This window comes from Kitasatospora purpeofusca (genome assembly GCF_000718025.1).
Classification (GTDB): Bacteria; Actinomycetota; Actinomycetes; order Streptomycetales; family Streptomycetaceae; genus Kitasatospora; species Kitasatospora purpeofusca.
Genome location: NZ_JODS01000055.1, coordinates 1 through 20,992, shown reverse-complemented (window position 1 = coordinate 20,992; position 20,992 = coordinate 1). Strand labels below are relative to the sequence as shown.

The window sequence follows — 20,992 nt, the reverse complement described above, 5'->3', positions numbered from 1 at the left end:
CTCCGTGCTCGACCTCGCCTACGGCACCGCCGGCGCCTCCCGGGTCGCCCTCATCACCGACGCCATGGGCGCCGCCGGCATGGGCGACGGCCTCTACCCCCTCGGCCCGCTCCAGGTCGAGGTCAAGGACGGCGTCGCCATGCTCACGGACGGCAGCTCCATCGCCGGATCCACCCTCACCCTGGACCGGGCGCTGCGGCGCTGCCTCACCGTCGGGGGGCTCACGTGGAACCAGGCCGTGGAGTCGCTCTCCACCGTCCCGGCCCGCCTGCTCGGCCTCGCCGACAAGGTCGGCACCCTGGAGACCGGCAAGCTCGCCGACCTCGTCGTGGTCGACTCCACCAGCTACGACCTGGTCGCCGTCATGCGCCGCGGCCAGTGGATCCTCGGCGGCGACCGCTTCGCCCCGATCACCACCGCCCGACCCGAGCCGACGCACCGAGGGGGCGGCCCCGAGGACATTCGGGATGCGCAGTGGTGATCGATGTGGTGATCGATATTGCGCAAAGCTGGCCTCGGGCTCTATAGATTAAGCACTATTGAGCAGGAACTGCTTGGAGGGACAGCCATGAGCCATGTGGACGTGGAGATCGCCAGCCAGCCCGACTGCTGGCGCCGCGCACTCGAGCTGACGCCCCGGGGGCTGCCGGAGCCGGGCGAGCGGGTGGCGGTGATCGGCTGCGGCACCTCGCTGTACATGGCGCAGGCCTACGCCGCCCTGCGGGAGGGTGCCGGGCTGGGGGAGACCGACGCCTTCGCGGCCTCGGAGTTCCCGCACCGGCGGCGCTACGACCGGGTGCTGGCGATCACCCGCTCCGGGACCACCACCGAGGTCGTCGAGGCGCTCGGCCGGGTGAGCTCGGGCGAGACCGTGGCCGTCACCGCCGACGGGGCGACCCCGGTCGCCGGTGCGGCCCGCTCCCTGGTGGTGCTGGACTTCGCCGACGAGCGGTCCGTGGTGCAGACCCGGTTCGCCACCACCGCGCTGGTCCTGCTGCGCGCCCGGCTCGGGCTCGCCCCCGCGGACCTGCCGCGCCAGGCCGAGCTGGCACTGGCCGAACCGCTGCCCGAAGGGGCCTCCGCCGCACGGCAGTTCACCTTCCTCGGGGCCGGGTGGACCTGCGGCCTCGCCCACGAGGCGGCGCTCAAGGTGCGCGAGGCCTCGTACTCCTGGGCCGAGTCCTACCCGGCGATGGAGTACCGTCACGGGCCGGTCAGCGTCACCGCCCCCACCAGCGCCGTCTGGTTCTTCGGCGCCCCGCCCGCCGGACTGGAGGACGAGGTCCGGGCCCTGGGCGCCACCGTCTCGGTCTCCCCGCTCGACCCGCTCGCCGACCTGGTGCGGGCCCAGCGGCTGGCCGTCGAGGTGGCCGTCTCGCTCGGCCTCGACCCGGACCGGCCGCGCAACCTGACCCGCTCGATCATCCTGGACCGGCCGTGACCGCCCCGTCCGCGGCGCCGACCGGCCGCCGGGTACCGCGGTCGGAGGGAGGCCGGGTGTCGCGGTAAGCGCCCACCGGCCCGCCGGCCGGACCCTCAGCCCCTGTCGGACCGTCGCGGTCCGCGGGGGCCGAAGGTCGTTCCGTCGGCAGCCCGGGCTGCTCGCGATCTGCAAATCTATGCTCAATATTGCTTGAAAGAGCCTCAGTTCAAGCACTTGACGACATGTCATGACCCTTGCTGTCATGGCGGGGCACCGCCCTCCCCGGCCTGCGGCCCCTCGCCGCGCGGGCCTTCCTCACTCCCTCCCCAGGAGGACAGCGTGAGCGCTGCCGCCGCCCCACCCACCCGCCGACCACGGGCCGTCCGCCACCGACGGACGGCCGCCGCCCTGATCCTGACCCTGCTCGGGGCCCTGCTGACCGCGCTCGGCCCGGCCCTTCCGGCCCGGGCCGCGACCGCCGGGAACGCCGCCTCGGTCACCCGCGCCGGTGACACCTTCACCGTCCGGACGTCCAGCGCCGCCGCCGCCCGGATCGTCGTCGCCCGCGCCGACGTGTTCCGGATCTGGCTCTCCCCGGACGGCTCCTTCACCGACGACCCGGCCGGCTCCGACCTCGCGACCACCACCTCCTTCGGCACGGTCGGCGCCACCCTCACCGACGCCGGCGCGTACTGGCGGATCGGCACCCCCGCCATCAGCCTGCGGATCAACAAGAAGCCGCTGACCTTCGCGCTCTACCGGGCCGACGACACCACCCTGGTGTGGGCCGAGTCGCAGCCGACCAGCTGGAGCGCCGGCCGCACCACCCAGTACCTCGGCCGCGCCGCGGACGAGCAGTTCTACGGCACCGGCCTGCACCTCGGCGAGTGGGCCCTGCGCGACCGGACCGTCCCGGTCGCGGTCTCGAACAAGTGGACCGAGGGCACCAACGCCAGCCCGGCGCCGTTCTACATGTCCACCAACGGCTACGGCGTCATGCGCAACACCTGGGCACCCGGCTCCTACGACTTCCGCACCCCGACCGCGCTCAGCCACGACGAGAAGCGCTTCGACGCCTGGTACTTCGCCGGCGACTCGCTCAAGGACGTGCTCGACGGCTACACCGACGTCACCGGCAAGCCCTTCCTCGCACCGATGTGGGGCCTGGAACTCGGCAACGCCGACTGCTTCAACGCCTCCAACCCGGCCTACCAGGGCGACCACAACCGCGCCCGCCACCAAACCACGCCCGACGTGGTCGGCTACGCCGCCGACGCCCGCGCCGCCGACATGCCCTCGGGCTGGATCCTGCCCAACGACGGCTACGGCTGCGGCTACACCGCCCTGCCGTCCACCGTCGCCGCCCTGAACGACAAGGGCTTCCGGACCGGCCTGTGGACCTCCACCGGCCTCTCCGGCATCGATCAGGAGGTCGGCACGGCCGGATCCCGGGCCGTCAAGACCGACGTCGCCTGGATCGGCAGCGGCTACAAGTACGCCTTCGACGGGGTCGAGCAGGCCGTCGCGGGCATCGAGGACAACTCCGACGCCCGCCGGTTCGTCTGGACCGTCGACGGCTGGGCCGGCACCCAGCGCAACGCCGTCGTCTGGACCGGCGACACCAGCGGCACCTGGGACGCCATACGCTGGCACGTCCCCTCGATCGCCGGCGCGGGCCTGTCCGGCCTCAACTACGCCTCCGGCGACATCGACGGGATCTTCGGCGGGAGCCCGCAGACCTACGTCCGCGACCTCCAGTGGAAGGCCTTCACCCCGGCCTTCATGACCATGTCCGGCTGGGGCGCCACCAACCCCTCGGCCGGGTACCAGGACAAGCAGCCCTGGCGGTTCGCCGAACCGTACGCGTCGATCAACCGCAAGTACCTGCAGCTCAAGATGCGGCTGATGCCCTACCTCTACACCATGGGCCGGACCGCCAACGAGACCGGCGTGCCCTCCACCCGGGCCCTGGTGCTGGAGTACCCGGACGACCCGGTGGCCCGGGGCAACGCCACCTCCGGCGAGTTCATGGCCGGCGACTCCTTCCTGGTCGCACCGGTCGTCAGCGACACCGCCGTCCGCAACGGGATCTACCTGCCGGCCGGCAGCTGGACCGACTACTGGAGCGGCAAGGTCTACCAGGGCCCCGGCTGGCTCGACGGCTACGCCGCCCCGCTCGACACCCTGCCGCTGTTCGTCCGCTCGGGCGCGATCGTCCCGATGTGGCCGCAGATGAACTACACCGGCGAGAAGGCCGTCTCCACCCTGACCTACGACGTCTACCCGCGCGGCGACTCCACCTTCAGCCTCTACGAGGACGACGGGCTGACCCGCGCCTACCAGAACGGCGCCTACGCCCGGCAGCGGGTGGACGTGCACGCACCGGCCGCCGGCCGGGGCGACGCCGTCATCAGCGTCGGCGCGGCCGACGGCAGTTACACCGGGAAGGCCGCCGCGCGCGGCTACGAGTTCACCGTGCACAGCGCGACCGCGCCCACCTCGGTCTCGGTCGGCGGGACGCCGCTCCCGGCCCTGGCCGGCAAGGCCGCCTACGACAGCGCGAGCAGCGGCTGGTACTACGACCCGGCCGACCGCGCCGGGGTGCTGTGGGTCAAGGCCGGCAGCCGGTCCGAGGCGTTCACCGTGACCGCCGCCGGGATCACCGCGGCGCCCGGCACCCCGGTCGGCACGAGGTCCGCGCCGATCCCGCAGACCGGCTGGAAGGTCGTCGCCGCCGACAGCCAGGAGACCGCCGGCGAGAACGGCGCCGCCGCCAACGCGATCGACGGCAACCCCGCGACGATCTGGCACACCAAGTGGTCGGGCGGCGCCGCCCCGCTGCCGCACGAGATCCAGATCGACCTCGGCGCCCGCTACGCCGTCGACGGCCTCGGCTACCTGCCCCGGCAGGACGGCGGCGTCAACGGCCGGATCGGCCGGTACGAGGTGTACGTCTCCGACAGCACCACCGCCTGGGGCAGCCCGGTGGCCACCGGCTCCTTCGCCGACACGGCCGCCCTGCAACAGGCGTCCTTCACCGCCGCGTCCGGCCGCTACCTGCGCCTTCGGGTCCTGAGCGAGGCCGGCGGCCGGGGCTCCTGGACCAGCGCGGCCGAGATCACGGCCACCGGTGCCAAGGCGCCACCGGGAGCCGCCGGGGGCTGATCCCCCCGGCCGGGTCGCGACCCGAAGGCCCCCGGTCCGCAGACCGGGGGCCTTCGTGCCGTGCCGTGCCGTCGGCGTCGGCGACGGCGAGGGCGAGGGACGATCGGGCCGGGAAAACCCGGGTGACGCGAGGCAGCGAGTCTTCCTAGGCTGACGCCCCATGGACGTCAACGCGCACCTGCTGAACGTGGTCGATGTCGAGGCCACCTGCTGGGAGGGGCAGCCACCGCCCGGCCAGGTGAGCGAGATCATCGAGATCGGGCTCACCGTGGTCGACCTGCGGGCGGGCGAGCGCCTCGCCAAGCACCGGCTGCTGGTGCGCCCGGCCCGGTCGGAGGTGAGCGCGTTCTGCACCGGCCTGACGGGGCTGACCCCGGCCGAGGTGGCCGACGGCCTCTCCTTCACCGAGGCGTGCCGGACGCTGGCGGCCCTGCACCGGACCGGCTCGGTCCCCTGGGCCAGCTGGGGCGACTACGACCGGAACCAGTTCACCCGGCAGTGCCGGCAGACGGGTGCGGAGTATCCCTTCGGCCACCGCCACACCAACGCCAAGGTGGCCTTCACCGCCTCCTACGGCCTGCGCAGACGCCCGGGCATGGCCCAGGCCCTCACCGTGGCCGGCCTCCCGCTGGAGGGCCGGCACCACCGTGGCGACGACGACGCGTGGAACATCGCCGCCCTGGTCCTGGCCGTCGCGGCCCGCGGCGACTGGCCGTAGGTCAGCGTTCTCGCGAACTCGGACGGGGCGGAGCGCGAACACGACGCGGGCAGGTCCCGCCCGGCCGCGAACGGCCGGGCGGGACGGGCGGGACGGGCGGGACGGGCGGGACCGGCGCCGCCGGTCGGTCAGGCCGCCGGGAGGCGCGGGGTGCGCGGCGGGGTGGTGCGGCGGTCGCCGGTGGCCTCGAAGGCGGCGGCCAGGCGCAGCAGGGCGGTGTCGTCGTAGGCGCGGCCCGCGAAGGTGAGGCCCACCGGCATGCCGATGTCGGCCATGGTGCCCATCGGCACGGTGACGGTCGGGATGCCGAGGTGGCGCGGCACGAGGTTGCCGTTGGCGACCCATACGCCGTTGCGCCAGCCGAGGTCCGCGGAGGCCTCGTTCACGTCCATGTCGGCCGGGCCCACGTCGGCGACGGCGGGGAAGACCACGGCGTCGAGGCCGAGTCCGTCCATCCACTGCTCCAGGTCGATCCGGCGGGTCTCCTCCAGCCCGCGCAGGCCCTGCTCCAGGAGCGGGATCTCGGTGACCGAGGCGTAGGGGTGCTCGCGCACCTGGGTCGGGTAGTCGGTGATCGTGTCGTCGAAACCGGCGTAGCGGTCGGGCAGTTCGCCCTGGTGCTTGGGCCAGATGCGGTCGGCGTCGACCTCGGCGAGGCTCGGGAGGGCGGGGTCCGCGTTGGCGCGCAGGAAGTCGTCCCAGGCCCAGGCGGAGAGGTCGAGGATCTCGCGGTCCAGGAAGTCGGCGCCGATCAGGCCCCGGGTCTTCAGGGACGGCGCGCCGGGGCGGTCGGACTCGTAGTTGGTCACCACGGGGAAGTCGACCTCGACGACCTCGGCACCGGCGGCCTCCAGGTCGCGGCGGGCCTCCTGCCACAGGTCGATCACCGAGGCGCGGGTGTCGATCCGCTCGCCGGTCTGGCCGCCGATGCCGCCCTCGGGGTTGGTCCCGGCGTCCGGGTCGGCGTTGATGTACATCCGGGGCACGCCGACGCGCTTGCCGGCGAGCGCTGCCCGGGCCGCCGAGGTGTCGGCGGGGGCGAGCGCCGGGTAGGAGTCCGGCCGGACCGTCGAGGCTGCGGGGATCGGCACCCAGGGCTGGGTCCGCCACAGGTCGCCGCGGGTGTCCTGGTCGTCGGCGACGACGACGTCGAGCAGTTCGAGCAGGTCGGCCATGGTGCGGGTGTGCGGGACGACGACGTCCATGGTCGGGACGAGCGGCCAGTTGCCGCGCACCGAGATCACGCCCCGGCTGGGGGTGTAGGCGCACAGGGCGTTGTACGAGGCGGGCGCGCGGCCCGAGGACCAGGTCTCCTCGCCGAGTCCGAACGCGCCGAAGGAGGCGGCGGTGGCGGTGCCCGAGCCGTTGGAGGAGCCGGAACCGTAGGCGCTGGTCAGCCAGTCGGCGCTGTAGGGGCTCTCGGCGCGGCCGTAGACGCCGCGCTGCATGCCGCCGTTCGCCATCGGCGGCATGTTGGTGAGGCCGATGAGCACGGCGCCGGCGGCGCGCAGCCGCTCGATCGCGAAGGCGTCGCGCTGGGCGACGAGGTGCTCGAACGCGGGGGAGCCGGCGGCGGCGGTCAGGCCCTTGGCGAGGTAGCTGTCCTTGGCGGTGTAGGGGATGCCGTCGAGCGGGCCGAGGCTCTCGCCGCGGGCGCGCCGGGCGTCCGAGGCCTCGGCGTCGGCGCGGGCGTCCGGGTTCATCACGACGAGCGAGTTGAGCGCGGTGGCGGTGCCGGGACGGTCGTACGCCTCGATCCGCGCGAGGTAGGCGTCGAGCAGGCCGACCGCGGTGGTGCGGCCCGTCTCCAGCGCGGCCCGCAGGTCGGCGATACCGGTCTCGACGACGTCGAACGGGTGGGTCATGGGGTTCGTCTCCAAGGTGGTTCGGTGGAAGCGGAAGGTTCGATGGAACAGGTGAACAGGTGAGCAGGTGAACGGGCCGGAGGCGCCCCGGCCGGGAGGCCGGGGCGCCGGAGAGCCCGGGGGTCGGAGGGACTAGACGACGGCGGGTGCGAGCTCCTCGGTGTGCGGGCGGTCCCGGTCGGCCTCGCCCATCCGCCGGTCGGGGCGGCGCGCGAGCAGGTAGCCGAGGCCGGCCAGGGTCACCGTGCCGACGCCGAGCGGTGCCGCCCAGATCTGGTACCACGGCGCCCCGGCCGGGGAGAGGACGGCGCGCGGCCAGCAGATGTTGACCACCTCGAAGCCGGTCCACAGCACCGCGAGCAGGTTCAGCGGGGTGCCGAGGCGCCCGTAGCGGACCGCGCCGGCGGGCGTCCAGCGCCCGCGCAGCCGCGCGGTCAGGGCGACGAGGGTGAGCAGGAAGAACGGCACGAAGGTGGCGGCGCCGCCGAAGGTGATCAGGCTGCCGATGGCCGAGGTGCTCAGCCCCAGCGGCAGCGCGGCGCAGCTGACCAGCGAGGCGGCGACCAGGCCGCCGATCGGTGCCCGGTGCCGGTTGACCTTGCGGACGTGGCGGGAGAAGGGGAAGACGTCGTCGCGGGCGAGCGAGTAGAGGCCGCGGGCGGCGCCGCCCTGGGAGGCCATCAGGCACGCGGTGAAGCTGATCAGGACGACCAGGACGAAGGGCTTGTCGGCCCAGCCGCCGAAGGCGTGGGTGACGGCGGTGGTGACCGGGTCGAGGTCCTGGCGGGCGACCACCTCGGCGGGGGCCGGGTGGGCGAGCGCGACCGCGACCGCGTTGAGGATCACCACGAGTCCGACCGCGAGCAGCGACCACCACATGGCCCGGGGCACCTGCCGTTCGGCGTCCTTGGTCTCCTCGGCGGTCGACACGCAGGCGTCGAAGCCGATGAACGCCCAGCCGGCGACGGCCACGGCCGCGAGCACGGCGCCGGTGTCGCTGATGCCCAGGGCCTTCGGCGCGTCCAGCATGTCGGTGAGCAGGCCGAAGCCGTGCTCCCGGAAGAACAGCAGCAGGGTGAGGCCGACCACGACGGAGGCGACCGCCTCGGCGGCGATGCCGAGGCCGACGAAGCGGCGCAGCAGGTTGATGCCGTAGGCGTTGACCAGGGTGCAGGCGAGCACGAAGCCGACCGAGGCGAGCACCTGCTCGGCGGGTGTGGGGACGGCGCCGAAGAGCGCGAACAGCCAGGGGGAGGCGAGGTAGGCCACGGTGGTGTTGCCGAACATCACGGCGAACTGCCACAGCCAGCCGCTCAGCCAGGCGACGCCCGGACCGGCCAGCCGCTTGCTCCACTGGTAGGCGCCGCCGGCCAGCGGCCACTGCGAGGCGAGCTCGGAGTAGACGGCGACGACCAGGCACTGCCCGAGCAGGCACAGCGGCAGCGCCCAGACCCAGGCCCCGCCCGCGACGCCCATGCCGACCTGGACGGCCGCGTACAGGCCGACGACCGGGGAGACGACGGCGAAGCCCATGGAGATGTTGCCGAGCACGTTCAGGCTGCGTCTCAGCTCCTGCCGGTAGCCGAGTGCTGCCAGCCGGTCGTCGTCGGTCGGGGTGTTCTCGGCCACGTGCTGCGCCCTCCAGATAAAACTAACTTTGTTAGCGTCCGCTGTTGATCTGGCACGATAGCCCCCGAACAGGAAGAGCGGAAGAGGGGATCTGCCGGTGGGCCGACCGAGCAAGGCACTGCTGACCCGCGAGCGGATCGCGCGCGCGGCGCTCCAGGTGGTGGACGAGGATGGCCCCGACGGCCTCACCATGCGGGCGCTGGCGGAACGGCTCGGGGTCAAGGCCGCCTCGCTCTACAACCACATCGAGAGCAAGGACGCCCTGGTCGACACCGTCTCCGAGCTGGTCAACAGTGAGATCGACCACGAGCCGCTGGGCGACGCCGACTGGCGCTCCGGCCTGGCCGCCTACGCGCGCGGCTACCGCGCCGTCTTCGTCCGGCACCCGAACGCGGTCTCGCTGCTCGCCCGCCGCCGCGTCGTGGCGGACAACGCCCTGCGCGGCTACGACGCGCTGCTCGCCCTCCTCGGCCGGGCCGGCCTCGGTCCGGCGGACGCGGCCGAGGTCGCTGCGGCCCTGGACTTCCTCGTCCTCGGCTCGGCCCTGGAGACCTTCGGCGCCGGCTTCACCCGCGAACCGGCCGGCTACCGGCCCGAGTACCCGGCGCTCGCGGACGCCCTCGACGGCGCCTACGCCGACGGGAGCGGTGCCACGGAGCTCGACGACCGGGGCTTCGAGCTGGGGCTGCGCCTCCTGGTCGACGGCGTGGAGCTCCGCACCCGGTAGCGGAACCCGGCGGCCCTAGTTACGCCTCGGGCAACGGGCGAAGGATGACGGGTCGACAACGGTACCGACGCCTGGGGGAGTTGGTGCCGTTAGGGCACCCTAATCGCATTGGAGTGTTTCCGAAGCCCCGGGCCGTCGGTCGATCGTCACATCGGGGATGCTGTTGGTGATCTTCACTGGCGCGAGTGGTGTTGTCGCCTTTCGGCTGATTGTGCCTGTGCCTGTCTGCTGTCCTGGCCTGGAGATCGGGCGGATCAGAGGGGTGGACTGCGGTGGCGATGGGTTCATGGTCCGGGCGGGAGATCCCGCCGCTGACCGCACGGATGGCACGGGCGAGCAATCCTCGGGGCACAGCTGCGATGTGGGTGCGTTGCCGTTATCGCGGCACCGCGAAGACTCACCTCCAGCACGTTCTCACCGCGGCCGGAACCAACATCATCCGCCTCAGCCAGCACCGCGACGATGGCGGATCAACCGACCGAAGGGGCCCGACGACCCGCTTCCAGCACCTGTGTCAACAACTGAACGACGGGACTCGAACCCGTCGCTCATGAAGATCACCAACAGCATCCATCGGGTGTGTCAGAGCCGTCTCGTGGTGAACAGGGTGGTCCCGCGTTCCGGGTCCACTTCCTTGCGCTCGGTCTCGGTGAACCCGACCTTGGCCAGAACACGGCGAGAAGCGGTGTTCCAGTCCCAGACCGTGGCCCACAGGCGTTCGTGTCCGGACGACCTCGCCCAGTCCAGAACCACCAACGAGGCCTCGGTCGCGTATCCCTGACCCCAGACCCGGCGCAGTAGCTCGAACGCCAGTTCCAGCTCCCCGGCCGCTCCTCGCCCGGTGTCCACCAGCCCGCAGTAGCCGATGACGTCGTGCGAGGCCTTCCGCTCGACCGCCAGCAACCCGCTCGACCACAGCTCGTTGGTGCGGATCGAATCCTCGAGCTCCGCGACCGTGGGATGCCCGTCCGCGTCGATCCGGCGGTGCGGCGGCACGCGTGGATCACGTTCGGTCCACAGTTCACGCTGGACGACGGCCTCGGCCACCCGCCAGGGCCTGAGCAGCAGGCGATCCGTCTCGAGTACCACCGCGCTGTCCGCACTCGCGCCATCTGTCATGTCAGCAACCATCTCACGGGCGAACGCGCTGCCGTGCGACGGGGTGCGAGGTCGGTCCTGCCGCCCACTGCTCCCGTCCACTCCTCGACGGGTGCGTCCGGGGCCGCCGCGCCCGATCCCGCGTGACACTTCGGGTGCGATCCGCGATGATCTCGTGCGTCGTGCGCGTGTTCGAGATGACAGCCGGTCATGTCGACCGCGGACAAGAACCTCTGGGGGGATTCCTTGGACAAGCGAGCATTCGCCGGGCTGGCGGCGATCGCCGTCGTCGGTCTCGGCGTCGTCGCGCCGGGCGAGGCCGGTGCGGCCGACCGGCCGACGCTGTACGTCGATCAGAACGGCTGCGCGCCTCAGCCCGACGGCAGCGCCATGTATCCGTTCTGCACCATCCAGGCCGCCGCCGACGTGGTCCAGCCCGGTCAGACGGTCCTGGTCACCGGGGGTGTCTACCGTGAGCGGGTGACCGTGCGCCGCTCGGGCACGCCGGACCGGCCGATCGTCTTCGCGGCCGGTGCCCTCGGTAGGTACAACAACGGGGTCCTGCTGACCTCCCCCTACCAGGCCGCCGGGACCGAGACGGGCTTCCTCTTCTCCGGCGTCCACGACGTGGAGCTCCGGAAGTTCACCTTCAGCGGGCTCGGGACCGCGGTCGCCGCGGACGCGTCGACCCGGGTGCGGATCACGGACAGCACATTCCACCCGGAGCTCCTGAACGGCATGCCGTCGCGGCCCCAGGTGTCCGTCCGCAACTCCTCCGAGGACGTCACCGTCCAGCAGAACAACTTCGACTACGCGCCGTTCGGCGGGATCGAGGTCGCCTCCGGCGCCCGGGGCACCCTGGTCACGGCCAACCGGATCGAGAACACCGGTGGCACCGGCATCACTGTCGTCGACGCCCCCGGTACGAAGATCACCAACAACGACGTGACCGGGGCCTGCGGCAACAGCATCGCCCTCACCGGTGCCTCGTCCGGCTCGCTGGTCGAGAACAACATCGTCGCGAAGGTACGGCCCGGTGCGGACCCGACGGTCTGCCCGGCAGGATCCTCGCCCGCCGAGATCGCGGTGGCGGACGCGGCCGCGGAGAGGCTCACCCTCGACTACAACATCGTCTGGGCCGACGCCGGAACGGCGGCCTACCGCTGGTCCGGAACGGCGTACTCCTCGGCCACCGAGCTCCGGGCCGCCACCGGCCAGGGCGCCCACGAGTACCACGGCGACCCGCAGCTCGACCGGAACGGCACGCCGCTCGCGGGCTCGCCCGCCCTGGACTCGGGTGACCCGACCGCGCCCTGGGCCGGTTCCGACCTGTGGCAGCGGCCCGAGGCCGACAACCCCCTCGTCACCTCCCCGGCGGGGCAGGGCCCGCGCGACCGCGGGGCGTTGGAGATGCAGGCCGTCGAATCCTTCGGCTTCGGGCCGACCGTCCTCGCCGGGGCCGCGCCCCTGGCCGTCTCGCTGACGCCCGAGCCGGTCCTCAACTGGCCGACGGAGCTGAGCTACCGCGTCGACTTCGGCGACGGCTCGCCGACCGCCTCCGGCACCGGTCAGGCCGTGAACCACGTGTACACCAGGCCCGGCACGGAACCGTACATCACCGTCACGGCCACCGCGTCCAACGGCCACCGCGTCACCGGCCGGGCGCAGGCGCACGTGCGCTACCCGGCGGGCGGCTACGTCGCCGTGCCGCCGACCCGGGTACTGGACACCCGGACCGGCCTCGGCGGCGGGAGCGCCGCGCCCTTCGGCCACGGCGAGCAGAAGGACCTCACCGTCCCGGGGATCCCGGCCGGCACCACCGCGGTCGTGCTCAACCTCACGGCCGTCACGCCCACGGACAGCGGCCACCTGGACGTCTGGCCGGCCGGTGATCCCGCGCCCGGCACCTCCAATCTGAACTTCACACCCGGCCAGATCGTCTCCAACCTGGTCACCGTCCCGGTGAACGCCGACGGCACCGTGACCCTGCGCAACAGTGCCGGGGCCACCGACGTGGTGGCCGACCTGTCCGGCTACTACCGGCCGAACGACGGGGCGCGCTTCACCGCGATGCTCCCGCAGCGGCTGGTCGACACCCGCGACACCGGCAGCCCGCTGGGCGGCGGCGACGTGCTCGCCGTCCAGGTGGGCGGGAACGCGGGGGTGCCGTCCTCCGCCACCGCGGCCGTCCTCAACATCACCGCGACCGAGGGCGAGCGGGACAGCTTCCTCACCGCCCACGCGTCGGGCACGCCCCGGCCGGGCACCAGCAGTGTCAACTACGCCGCCGGTCGGACCGTCGCCAACCAGGTGGTCGTCCCGATCGGCGCCGACGGCCGCGTCGCCATCGACAACAACGACGGCTCCACCCACGTCGTCGTCGACATCGCCGGCTACTACGACACCTACGGCGCCGACCTGTTCACCCCGGTGCGCCCGGCCCGGCTGCTCGACACCCGGCAGTCGTACCCGGGCGTGATCGGCTCCGACCGGTCCACGTCCGTCGGGCTGCCGCCGGGCCTGGACGGCGGGGTGAACCCCGACGCGCTCGTGCTGAACGCCACGGCGGTCCAGCCCACCACGGACACCCACCTGTCGGTCTGGGCGGGCGTTCGAACGATCGCCAGCAACGTCAACGTGGTCCGGGGCGGTGTCGCGGCCAACCACGTCACCACCCGGGTCGACGAGCGCCGCGGGTTCAACCTGTACAACCACGCGGGGTCGACCCACGCGGTCGCCGACCTGTTCGGCTACTTCAGCAAGGACTGACGCGGATGCGCCGCGGCACGGGCCGGAACCCCACCCGGGGTGCCGGCCCGTGCCGCGCGTCGGGCTCGATGGCCGGATCCAGACCGGAAGCACCCGGCCATCGGGCCCGACGCGCTCAGAGGCCGAAGTGCGCCACCGCGAGCCCGGCGACCGCGTCCGGTTCCAGGTGGGTGTTGTCGATCAGCAGGTGCGCCTCGGGCATGTGCGCGAAGTCGTTGACGGAGTTGAGCCGGAACCTGGTGTCCATGTCGACCAGGTTGGCGTTGGACCACGCGAGGTCGCGCTTGGACGCCTTCTCCGAGAGCCGCGACTCGCCCGCGTTGCGCTCCAGCCGCACGTCCTGGTCGGCGCTCAGCTCCAGGAACAGCACCCGGGCGCCGCGCTCGCGGAAGGGGGCCGCGTACCGTTCGACCAGTGCCGCGTCCTCGGGGTCCTCGAAGTCCCAGACCAGGGTGAACACCAGCCCGGGCAGGTCCGAGGCGGCGGCCTCGGCCAGGATCTGCTCGCGGAAGGCGTGGTTCAGGCGCTGGAACTGCGGTGACTCGTAGGGGAACAGCCGGAGCAGCGGCTCGATGGTCAGATGGTTGTGGAAGAGCCGGAAACCCGTGCGCTCGGCGATCGATCCGCCCACCGTCATCTTGCCGACCGCGGCCGGGCCGATGACGAAGAGCAGGGTAGGAGGGGTGCTGTTGGACATCGCTCCAGCATAGGAGCTTGGCGTGATCATGGTCGAATGCTCTCGGTCGGCTCTCGGTCGGCTCTCCGACGGGCGCCGACGCCCGCCGACTGCTGCGCGACCCCCAACACCTGAGCCGGGATGTCGGTGGCGTGCCGCCGAGGGACGGAAACACGCGCCCTCCCGGGCCCTATGGACCCGCCGTCGCCGGGGCCGCGGCATAGGATCACCGCCCGGAAGGCCCCCGCCCGTCCGAGCCGCTGCCCTGCCCGTTTCCCTGCCCTGCTCTGCCCGTGCCCCTGCCCGTGCCCATGCGGAGGAACCCGCCATGACCTACACCGTGGACTTCGAGACCGTGTCGACCGTCGGCCTGGAGTCGTCCCCCGTCGCGGACGCGCTCGCCGGCCTGCGGGCGAACGAGGCCCGGTACTTCCGGAACAAGTACGGCCACGTCTTCACGGTGGAGCCCGCGCAGGACGCCGCCGAGGCCGTCGACTGGGTGCACCGGATCCTGCTGGAGGAACGCGAGATCGTCATCGCGTCCCGGCCCCTCGAAGCCACGGCCTTCGAGGTCGAGGGCATCAGGATGGCCTACGTCTTCTACGAGAGCGGCCTGTCGGTGAACGTGATGTACACCGTCGAGGACGCCAAGAAGCGGGCGGTCGGATTCAAACTCTCGGAGGGAATGGAGGTCCCGGAGGAACTCGCCCAGCGGTTCAAGTTCGCCCGCCAGAAGTCCAAGCTCGCCGGGACGATCCGCGGTTCGTTCTTCGTCATCAAGAACGAGTACTAGGTTCGGTCCGGTCGGTCGCAGCGGCCCTCGGGCCCGGGGGGGCGGCCGTTCAGGTTCCCGAGGCCGCCAGGAACCTCAGCACCGCGAGGACGCGGCGGTGGTCCGCGTCGGCGGTGGGGAGGTCGAGTTTGGCGAAGATGTTGTTGATGTGCTTGGCCACCGCGCTCTCGCCGACCGTCAGTGCCTGCGCGATGCCGGCGTTGGAGCGGCCCTCGGCCATGACGCCGAGGACGTCGCGTTCGCGCGGGGTCAGCCTTTCCAGCGGGTCCAGGTCGCGGCGCAGCAGGAGTTGTGAGACGACCTGCGGATCCAGTGCCGTGCCGCCCTCCGCCACCCGCCGCACCGCCGCCACGAACTCCGCCACATCGGCGACGCGCTGCTTGAGCAGGTAGCCGACGCCGCCGGCGTTGGTGGAGAGCAGCTCGGCCGCGTACCGCTCCTCCACGTACTGCGACAGCAGCACCACCGCCGTCCCCGGCCAGCGCCGACGGATCTCCACCGCGGCGCGCACCCCCTCGTCGGTGAAGCCCGGCGGCATCCGGACGTCGACCAGCGCGAGTTCGGGCCGGTGCTCCGCCACCGCCGCCAGCAGGGCCTCGCCGTCCCCGACTTCGGTGGCGACCTCGAACCCGCCCATCTCCAGCACCTTGACCAGGCCGACCCGCAACAGCACCGAGTCCTCGGCGATCACCGCTCGCACGGCAACTCCGCCGTCACTGTGGTCGGTCCGCCGACGGGACTGCTGACCTGCAGGGTGCCGTCGAGGGAGCCGACCCGCTTGGCCAGCCCGCCCAGTCCCGTGCCGGCGCGGGCGTCAGCCCCGCCCAGCCCGTCGTCGGTGATGTTCACCCGCAGTACCTTACCGACCCGCCGGACGGTCACTTCGGCCCGCGTCGCGCGGGCGTGCTTGGTCACGTTGGTCAGCGCCTCCGAGACCACGAAGTACGCGACCGACTCCACGGCGGGCGCCGCCCGCTCCGCCAGATCGACCCGCAGGCGCACCGGCAGGGGCGTCCGGGCGGCCAGTCCGGACAGCGCCGCGTCCAGGCCCCGGTCCTCGAGCACGGCCGGATGCAGACCCCGGACCAGGTCGTTGAGTTCCTCGATCGCCTGCTTGGCCTCCAGGTGGGCCGCGGCGAGCGCTTCGCGGGCTCCGGGCGACAGGTCGGGCTGGGTGGCCATCGCCAGGCCCAGGTTGACCGCGAGCGAGACCAGCCGCTGCTGGGTGCCGTCGTGCAGATCGCGCTCGATCCGGCGACGCTCGGCGTCGACGGCCTCGATCAGGTCGGTGCGGCTCTGGTCCAACTCGTCCACCCGCTCGCGGAGTTGCTGGGCCGGACTGGGCCCGAGCAGAGCCATCGCCGCACGCGACTCACCGCGGGCCGCCGCCCCCGCCACCCATGGCAGGGCGCAGAGCAGGAGGAGTCCACCCAGCGTGTAGCCCGGCAGTTGCGTTGTGTAGTCGAACCACTCCTGGCGCACCTCCACCGGCAGCCCCCACGCCCAGGCGGAGCAGGTGGCACCCGCCAGGCCCACGGGCAGGGCCATGAGCACCAGCAGTTCCGACACCGCCAGGACCGGGCCCAGCAGGAGGTGGTAGCCGAGCTGCCGCCAGGTTCGCGGCGCGCGGAGCCAACGGGCGACCGCCGCCCCCGGCCACCGCCGCTCCGGCGCGGGCGCCGGCCGGGGGAGGAACACACCGAGCAGCACCCGGTGCCGGGCCCGCTGAACAGCCGTCAGCACCGGCACGCCGAGCAGGATCACGGCGGCCGAGGCGGCCAGCCCGAGCGGCCGGTTCCCGCCCTGGACGGAGGTCGTCGCGCCCCAGCTCCACACCGGCACCAGCCCGAGGTGTGGCAGGACACCGGCAGCCAGGAAGCCGGTGTCCCGCCGCGCCCGAAGGACCGGGCGCCGCAGCCCGGGAGGAATCTTCACGGCTCGAACCTAGAGCACCACGACCCGTGCGTGCCATGCGCCCAGGACCCGGTCCGATGGTGAAACCAGTACCACCAAGGAGCTGACACCAACGAGCTGACACCAACGAGCTGACTCACCGCCGCTTCAGGTCCTTGGCGCACGCTCTCCGCCGCCGCTCCCGCCCGGTTCGTGGCCGTCCTCGCCACCGACGCCACCGCCCCGGACACTGAAACAGAACGCCTCGGCCCACTGGGGAGCAACCATCGACGTCACGGGCGCCCTGGCCGAGGCCACCGGGGTGCACCCAGCCGTCCCGTACGGTCCGGGCGGAGAGTTCGGGCTCGGCCACGCAACAGGGTGCGCCAGGCTCTCCAGCGGCTCCGCGACCCGCTTGCTCCCCGTACCCGCGTCGTGTCGCGGTTCGCGCTATCGGGCCGCTATGCGCCTTGGGCAAGATCGATGTCGCAGGTCCGGTGGCGGTACACGCCGGGCACGACGAAGGCGTCCCGGTCGGCGCGCGACCCGTGGGAGCGGGCGCCCCGCCACGGTCCGGTGACTGATGGTCCTGCTCGCCGTGAAGGAGTCCGAACACACGATGGCGCACCCCGACGGTACAGAAGCACCGCTGCTGTGGACACTGGCCGGCAGCGGCAAGGAGTCGCTGGCGGCCGGCGCGCGCGGCCTGCACGCCTACCTGGCCGGTCGTGACGACTGGAGCCCCCAGGACATCGCGCTCACCCTCGCGCGCACCGCTTCCGAGGGGAGCCGGAGGGCGGCACTGGTGGCGGACGGCCGTGACGGATTCCTGCGGCGGCTGGACGCGCTCGCCGACGGCAGGAGCATGCCCGGCCTGGTGGAGGGTACCGCCGGGGCGGGTCGCCGGGTCGCCTTCGTGTTTCCCGGACAGGGCGCGCAGTGGCCCCGGATGGCGGTGGACCTGCTGGACACCTCCCCGGTGTTCCGCGACCGGATGGACGCGTGTGCGCAGGCCCTGGAACCGTTCGTCGACTGGTCGCCGATCGACGTGCTCCGCGACCCGGACGCGCCGGGCGCACCCGCCGGGGACCGCGCCGACGTGGTCCAGCCCCTGCTGTTCGCCGTGACGGTGTCGCTCGCCGCGCTGTGGTGCTCCCACGGTGTGGAACCGGCTGCCGTGCTCGGGCACAGCGTCGGCGAGGTCACCGCGGCCGCGGTCTGCGGCGCGCTGTCCCTGGACGACTCCGCGCGGGTGGTGGCCCTGTGGAGCCAGGCCCAGGCGACCCTGGCCGGGCAGGGCGACATGGTCTCGGTGCTGGCCCCGGCCGACGAGGTCGAGCCGCGGCTGCGCCGCTGGGACGGCCGCCTCGTGGTCGCCGCGCACAACGGCCCGCGGTCCGTGATCGTCTCCGGCGACCGCGACGCCGCGGCCGAACTCCTCGCCGACCTGGCCTCGGACGGGCTGCACGCACGGCGGATCGCGGTGGGCCTGGCCGCCCATTCCCCCCACATCGACGCGATCGTGCCCCGGATGCGCGCCGACCTCGCACCGATCCGGCCCCGCACACCTCAGCTGCCCTACTACTCGGGAGTGACCGGCGGACGGCTGGACGCCCCGGTACTGGACGCCGACTACTGGTGCCGCAACCTGCGCAACACCGTCGGGTTCCACCAGGCGACCGGGGCCCTGCTGCGGGACGGGCACGACGTCCTGCTGGAGGTCAGCCCGCACACCGTGCTGACCTCCGCCCTCGCGGACTGCGCGGAGGAACACGGTGCGCGGGCCGCCGTCCTCGGGACTCTGCGCCGGGACCAGGGAGGCCCGGGCCGGTTCCTGACCTCGCTCGGCGAGCTGTACGTGCACGGTGTCACCCCGGAACGGGACGCGCTGCCCGCCGAACAGCACGCCCGGGTACGGGAACTGCCGGCGGCCGCCCTGGCAGCGCTCGCCGAGCCCGGTCCGGCGGACGCGAACGGACCGGACGGCGCGGCCGGCACAGGCGGTGACCGGGATGCCGGCAGCGCGTTCCGCGCGGAGCTGGCCGGACTGGACGTACCGGAGCGGCGTGCCGCACTGGCACGGCTGGTGGGCGAGGAGATCGCCGCGCTGACCGGGCGGTCCGAGCCGGTCCCCGCCGAACTGGCCTTCCTCGACCTGGGATTCGACTCCGTCACCGCCGTGGAGCTGCGCAACCGGCTGAGCGCGGCGACGGCGCTGCGCATCCCGGCGACGGTGGTCTTCGACTGCCCGACCCCGGCGGCCCTGACCGATTACCTCTGTGCCGGGATCGGCGGCGACCGGCCCGAGCGGGACACCGACGAGGACGAGCCGGTGCGGCGGGCCGGGGACGACGACCCCGTGGTGATCGTCGGCATGGGCTGCCGCTACCCCGGCGGTGTCGGCAGCCCCGACGAGCTCTGGGAGCTGGTGTCGGCAGGTGCCGACGCCGTCTCCGCGCTGCCCGACGACCGGGGCTGGGACACCGCCGGACGGTACGACCCCGCACCGGGGACGCCGGGCCGGTACTACCAGCGGGAGGCGGGTTCGCTCGTCGGTGCGGCCGAGTTCGACGCGGAGTTCTTCGGCATCTCGCCGCGCGAGGCGGCGGCGATGGACCCGCAGCAGCGGCTGCTGCTGGAGACCACCTGGGAGGTGCTGGAGCGGGCCGGGATCGCTCCGGCCACCCTGCGGCGGACCCCGACGGGCGTCTACGTCGGGGCGATGACCATGGACTACGGGCCCTCTCTCGAACAGGGCGCCGACGAAGGCGGCCACCTGCTGACCGGCAACACCGGGAGCGTCGCGTCGGGCCGACTGGCCTACACCCTCGGTCTGGAGGGAGCGGCGGTCACCGTGGACACGGCGTGCTCGTCCTCGCTGGTGGCGCTGCACCTCGCGGTACGGGCGCTGCGCTCGGGCGAGTGCTCGCTGGCGCTGGCCGGTGGCGCGACCGTGATGTCCACGGTCGGCATGCTCGTGGAGTTCAGCCGTCAGGGCGGTCTGGCCCCGGACGGCCGCTGCAAGGCGTTCGCGGCGGCCGCCGACGGCTTCGGCCTGGCCGAGGGCGTGGGGATGCTGCTGCTGGAGCGGTTGTCGGACGCGCGGCGCAAGGGGCACCCGGTGCTGGCGGTGGTGCGTGGTTCCGCCACGAACCAGGACGGTGCGAGCAATGGTCTGACGGCGCCGAACGGTCCGTCGCAGCAGCGGGTGATCCGGGCGGCGCTGGCGGACGCGGGGTTGTCGGCGTCCGAGGTGGACGTGGTGGAGGCGCACGGTACGGGGACGCGGCTGGGCGACCCGATCGAGGCGCAGGCGCTGCTGGCGACGTACGGTCAGGACCGGCCCGCGGACCGTCCGGTGTGGATCGGCTCGCTGAAGTCGAACATCGGCCATGCCCAGGCCGCGGCGGGTGTGGCGGGGGTCATCAAGTCGGTGCTGGCGATGCGGCACGGGGTGATGCCGAAGACGCTGCACGTGGACGCTCCGACGCCCGAGGTGGACTGGTCGGCGGGAGCCGGCCGACTGCTGACGGAGGCCCGTGCGTGGGACGACACGGGACGCCCGCGCCGGGCCGGGGTGTCCTCCTTCGGCATCAGTGGGACCAACGCGCACGTGATCCTGGAGTCTGCGCCGGCCGAGGCCCCGGTCGGGGCGGTGGAGGGTAACCGGCGTCCTCGGGCGGTGGTGTGGCCGGTGTCGGCGCGCAGTGCGGAGGCTCTGCAGGCGCAGGCAGAGGCGTTGGCGGCACGGGTGGAGGCCGAGCCCGGGCTCGATCCGGCGGACGTGGGTTACTCGTTGGCGGTGGGGCGTGCGTCCTTCGAGCACCGTGCGGTGGTGGTGGGCGGGGACCGGAGCGAGCTGCTCGGTGGGGTGAAGGCGCTGTGGGTCAGGGTTCGCAGTGGGTGGGGATGGCTGCGGGGTTGTTGGCCGGGTCGGAGGTTTTTGCGGGGCGGATGGCGGAGTGCGAACGGGCTCTGGCTCCCTATGTCGACTGGTCGTTGACGGAGGCGTTGGGTTCGGAGGTTCTGTTGGCGCGGGTGGATGTGGTGCAGCCGGTGCTGTGGGCGGTGATGGTGTCGCTGGCGGAGGTGTGGCGTTCGTTCGGTGTGGTGCCGGACGCTGTGGTGGGTCATTCGCAGGGTGAGATCGCGGCCGCCTGTGTGGCCGGCGGCCTGAGTCTCGACGACGGGGCCAGGGTCGTCGCGTTGCGTTCCCGCGCGATCAAGGTGCTGGCG

The 20,992-nt window shown here is 73.0% G+C and carries 14 protein-coding genes and 1 pseudogene; 9 read left to right on the top strand and 6 right to left on the bottom strand.

The features are described 5' to 3' along the window. The 4 genes from IF01_RS43185 to IF01_RS0139775 form a co-directional block, all read left to right on the top strand. Positions 1 to 481: amidohydrolase family protein (locus tag IF01_RS43185; RefSeq protein WP_157855492.1), on the top strand; the 481-nt coding region annotated here is incomplete at its 5' end. Positions 482 to 568: 87 nt separating this feature from the next. Continuing rightward, entirely contained in the window at positions 569 to 1,441 is an 873-nt protein-coding gene (locus IF01_RS0139785; RefSeq protein ID WP_030398525.1) for an SIS domain-containing protein, read from the top strand. A 321-nt stretch (positions 1,442 to 1,762) separates the two neighbouring features. Beyond that, positions 1,763 to 4,588, top strand: a complete 2,826-nt coding sequence (locus IF01_RS0139780; RefSeq protein ID WP_208624406.1) for a TIM-barrel domain-containing protein — start codon at positions 1,763 to 1,765, stop codon at positions 4,586 to 4,588. A 160-nt stretch (positions 4,589 to 4,748) separates the two neighbouring features. Beyond that, a complete protein-coding gene (locus IF01_RS0139775) occupies positions 4,749 to 5,306 on the top strand; it encodes a 3'-5' exonuclease (protein ID WP_030398523.1) in 558 nt (185 codons plus the stop codon). Between the two features lie 128 nt (positions 5,307 to 5,434). Here IF01_RS0139775 and IF01_RS0139770 read toward each other — a convergent pair whose 3' ends face one another. Beyond that, positions 5,435 to 7,171 (bottom strand): amidase, encoded by a 1,737-nt coding sequence (locus IF01_RS0139770; protein ID WP_030398522.1) that lies wholly within the window; start codon positions 7,169 to 7,171, stop codon positions 5,435 to 5,437. Positions 7,172 to 7,303: 132 nt separating this feature from the next. Beyond that, positions 7,304 to 8,800, bottom strand: coding sequence for an APC family permease (locus IF01_RS0139765; protein ID WP_037782999.1), 1,497 nt, complete (start codon positions 8,798 to 8,800; stop codon positions 7,304 to 7,306). Between the two features lie 97 nt (positions 8,801 to 8,897). On the opposite strand from IF01_RS0139765, the gene IF01_RS0139760 reads away from it, so the two are divergent. Together IF01_RS0139760 and IF01_RS51910 are read left to right on the top strand one after the other, a co-directional pair. Further along, the gene (locus IF01_RS0139760; protein ID WP_030398520.1) at positions 8,898 to 9,527 is read left to right on the top strand and encodes a TetR/AcrR family transcriptional regulator; all 630 of its coding nucleotides are present in this window, start codon (positions 8,898 to 8,900) and stop codon (positions 9,525 to 9,527) included. A 278-nt stretch (positions 9,528 to 9,805) separates the two neighbouring features. Beyond that, entirely contained in the window at positions 9,806 to 10,081 is a 276-nt protein-coding gene (locus IF01_RS51910; RefSeq protein ID WP_510991316.1) for a transposase, read from the top strand. Positions 10,082 to 10,109: 28 nt separating this feature from the next. Here the strand turns inward: IF01_RS51910 and IF01_RS0139755 are convergent, their stop codons facing one another. Beyond that, on the bottom strand, positions 10,110 to 10,646 hold the full coding sequence (locus tag IF01_RS0139755) for a GNAT family N-acetyltransferase (protein WP_030398519.1): 537 nt from the start codon (positions 10,644 to 10,646) through the stop codon (positions 10,110 to 10,112). Between the two features lie 225 nt (positions 10,647 to 10,871). Between IF01_RS0139755 and IF01_RS43180 the strand changes: the two genes are divergently transcribed. After that, entirely contained in the window at positions 10,872 to 13,394 is a 2,523-nt protein-coding gene (locus IF01_RS43180) for a right-handed parallel beta-helix repeat-containing protein (protein WP_157855491.1), read from the top strand. 115 nt (positions 13,395 to 13,509) lie between these two features. On the opposite strand, the gene IF01_RS0139745 is transcribed toward IF01_RS43180, so the two are convergent. Continuing rightward, entirely contained in the window at positions 13,510 to 14,091 is a 582-nt protein-coding gene (locus IF01_RS0139745; protein WP_030398518.1) for a DEAD/DEAH box helicase family protein, read from the bottom strand. Positions 14,092 to 14,398: 307 nt separating this feature from the next. On the opposite strand from IF01_RS0139745, the gene IF01_RS0139740 reads away from it, so the two are divergent. Continuing rightward, positions 14,399 to 14,863, top strand: a complete 465-nt coding sequence (locus IF01_RS0139740) for a DUF8821 family protein (RefSeq protein ID WP_030398517.1) — start codon at positions 14,399 to 14,401, stop codon at positions 14,861 to 14,863. A 49-nt stretch (positions 14,864 to 14,912) separates the two neighbouring features. Here the strand turns inward: IF01_RS0139740 and IF01_RS0139735 are convergent, their stop codons facing one another. Both IF01_RS0139735 and IF01_RS0139730 read right to left on the bottom strand, forming a co-directional pair. Beyond that, positions 14,913 to 15,563, bottom strand: coding sequence for a response regulator transcription factor (locus IF01_RS0139735; protein ID WP_030398516.1), 651 nt, complete (start codon positions 15,561 to 15,563; stop codon positions 14,913 to 14,915). Next, the gene (locus tag IF01_RS0139730) at positions 15,551 to 16,798 is read right to left on the bottom strand and encodes a sensor histidine kinase (RefSeq protein ID WP_030398515.1); all 1,248 of its coding nucleotides are present in this window, start codon (positions 16,796 to 16,798) and stop codon (positions 15,551 to 15,553) included. Before IF01_RS0139730 ends, IF01_RS0139735 begins: the two co-directional genes overlap by 13 nt. Before the next feature lie 577 nt (positions 16,799 to 17,375). On the opposite strand from IF01_RS0139730, the pseudogene IF01_RS43175 reads away from it, so the two are divergent. Next, positions 17,376 to 20,992: pseudogene (locus tag IF01_RS43175) on the top strand (acyltransferase domain-containing protein); the annotation flags it as partial.

Bases quoted from the DNA above. Each gene is read 5' to 3' on its own strand.
- IF01_RS0139785 (WP_030398525.1), top strand. From the start codon at position 569: ATGAGCCATGTGGACGTGGAGATCGCCAGCCAGCCCGACTGCTGGCGC.
- IF01_RS0139775 (WP_030398523.1), top strand. From the start codon at position 4,749: ATGGACGTCAACGCGCACCTGCTGAACGTGGTCGATGTCGAGGCCACC.
- IF01_RS0139770 (WP_030398522.1), bottom strand. From the start codon at position 7,171: ATGACCCACCCGTTCGACGTCGTCGAGACCGGTATCGCCGACCTGCGG.
- IF01_RS51910 (WP_510991316.1), top strand. From the start codon at position 9,806: ATGGGTTCATGGTCCGGGCGGGAGATCCCGCCGCTGACCGCACGGATG.
- IF01_RS0139755 (WP_030398519.1), bottom strand. From the start codon at position 10,646: ATGACAGATGGCGCGAGTGCGGACAGCGCGGTGGTACTCGAGACGGAT.
- IF01_RS0139745 (WP_030398518.1), bottom strand. From the start codon at position 14,091: ATGTCCAACAGCACCCCTCCTACCCTGCTCTTCGTCATCGGCCCGGCC.
- IF01_RS0139740 (WP_030398517.1), top strand. From the start codon at position 14,399: ATGACCTACACCGTGGACTTCGAGACCGTGTCGACCGTCGGCCTGGAG.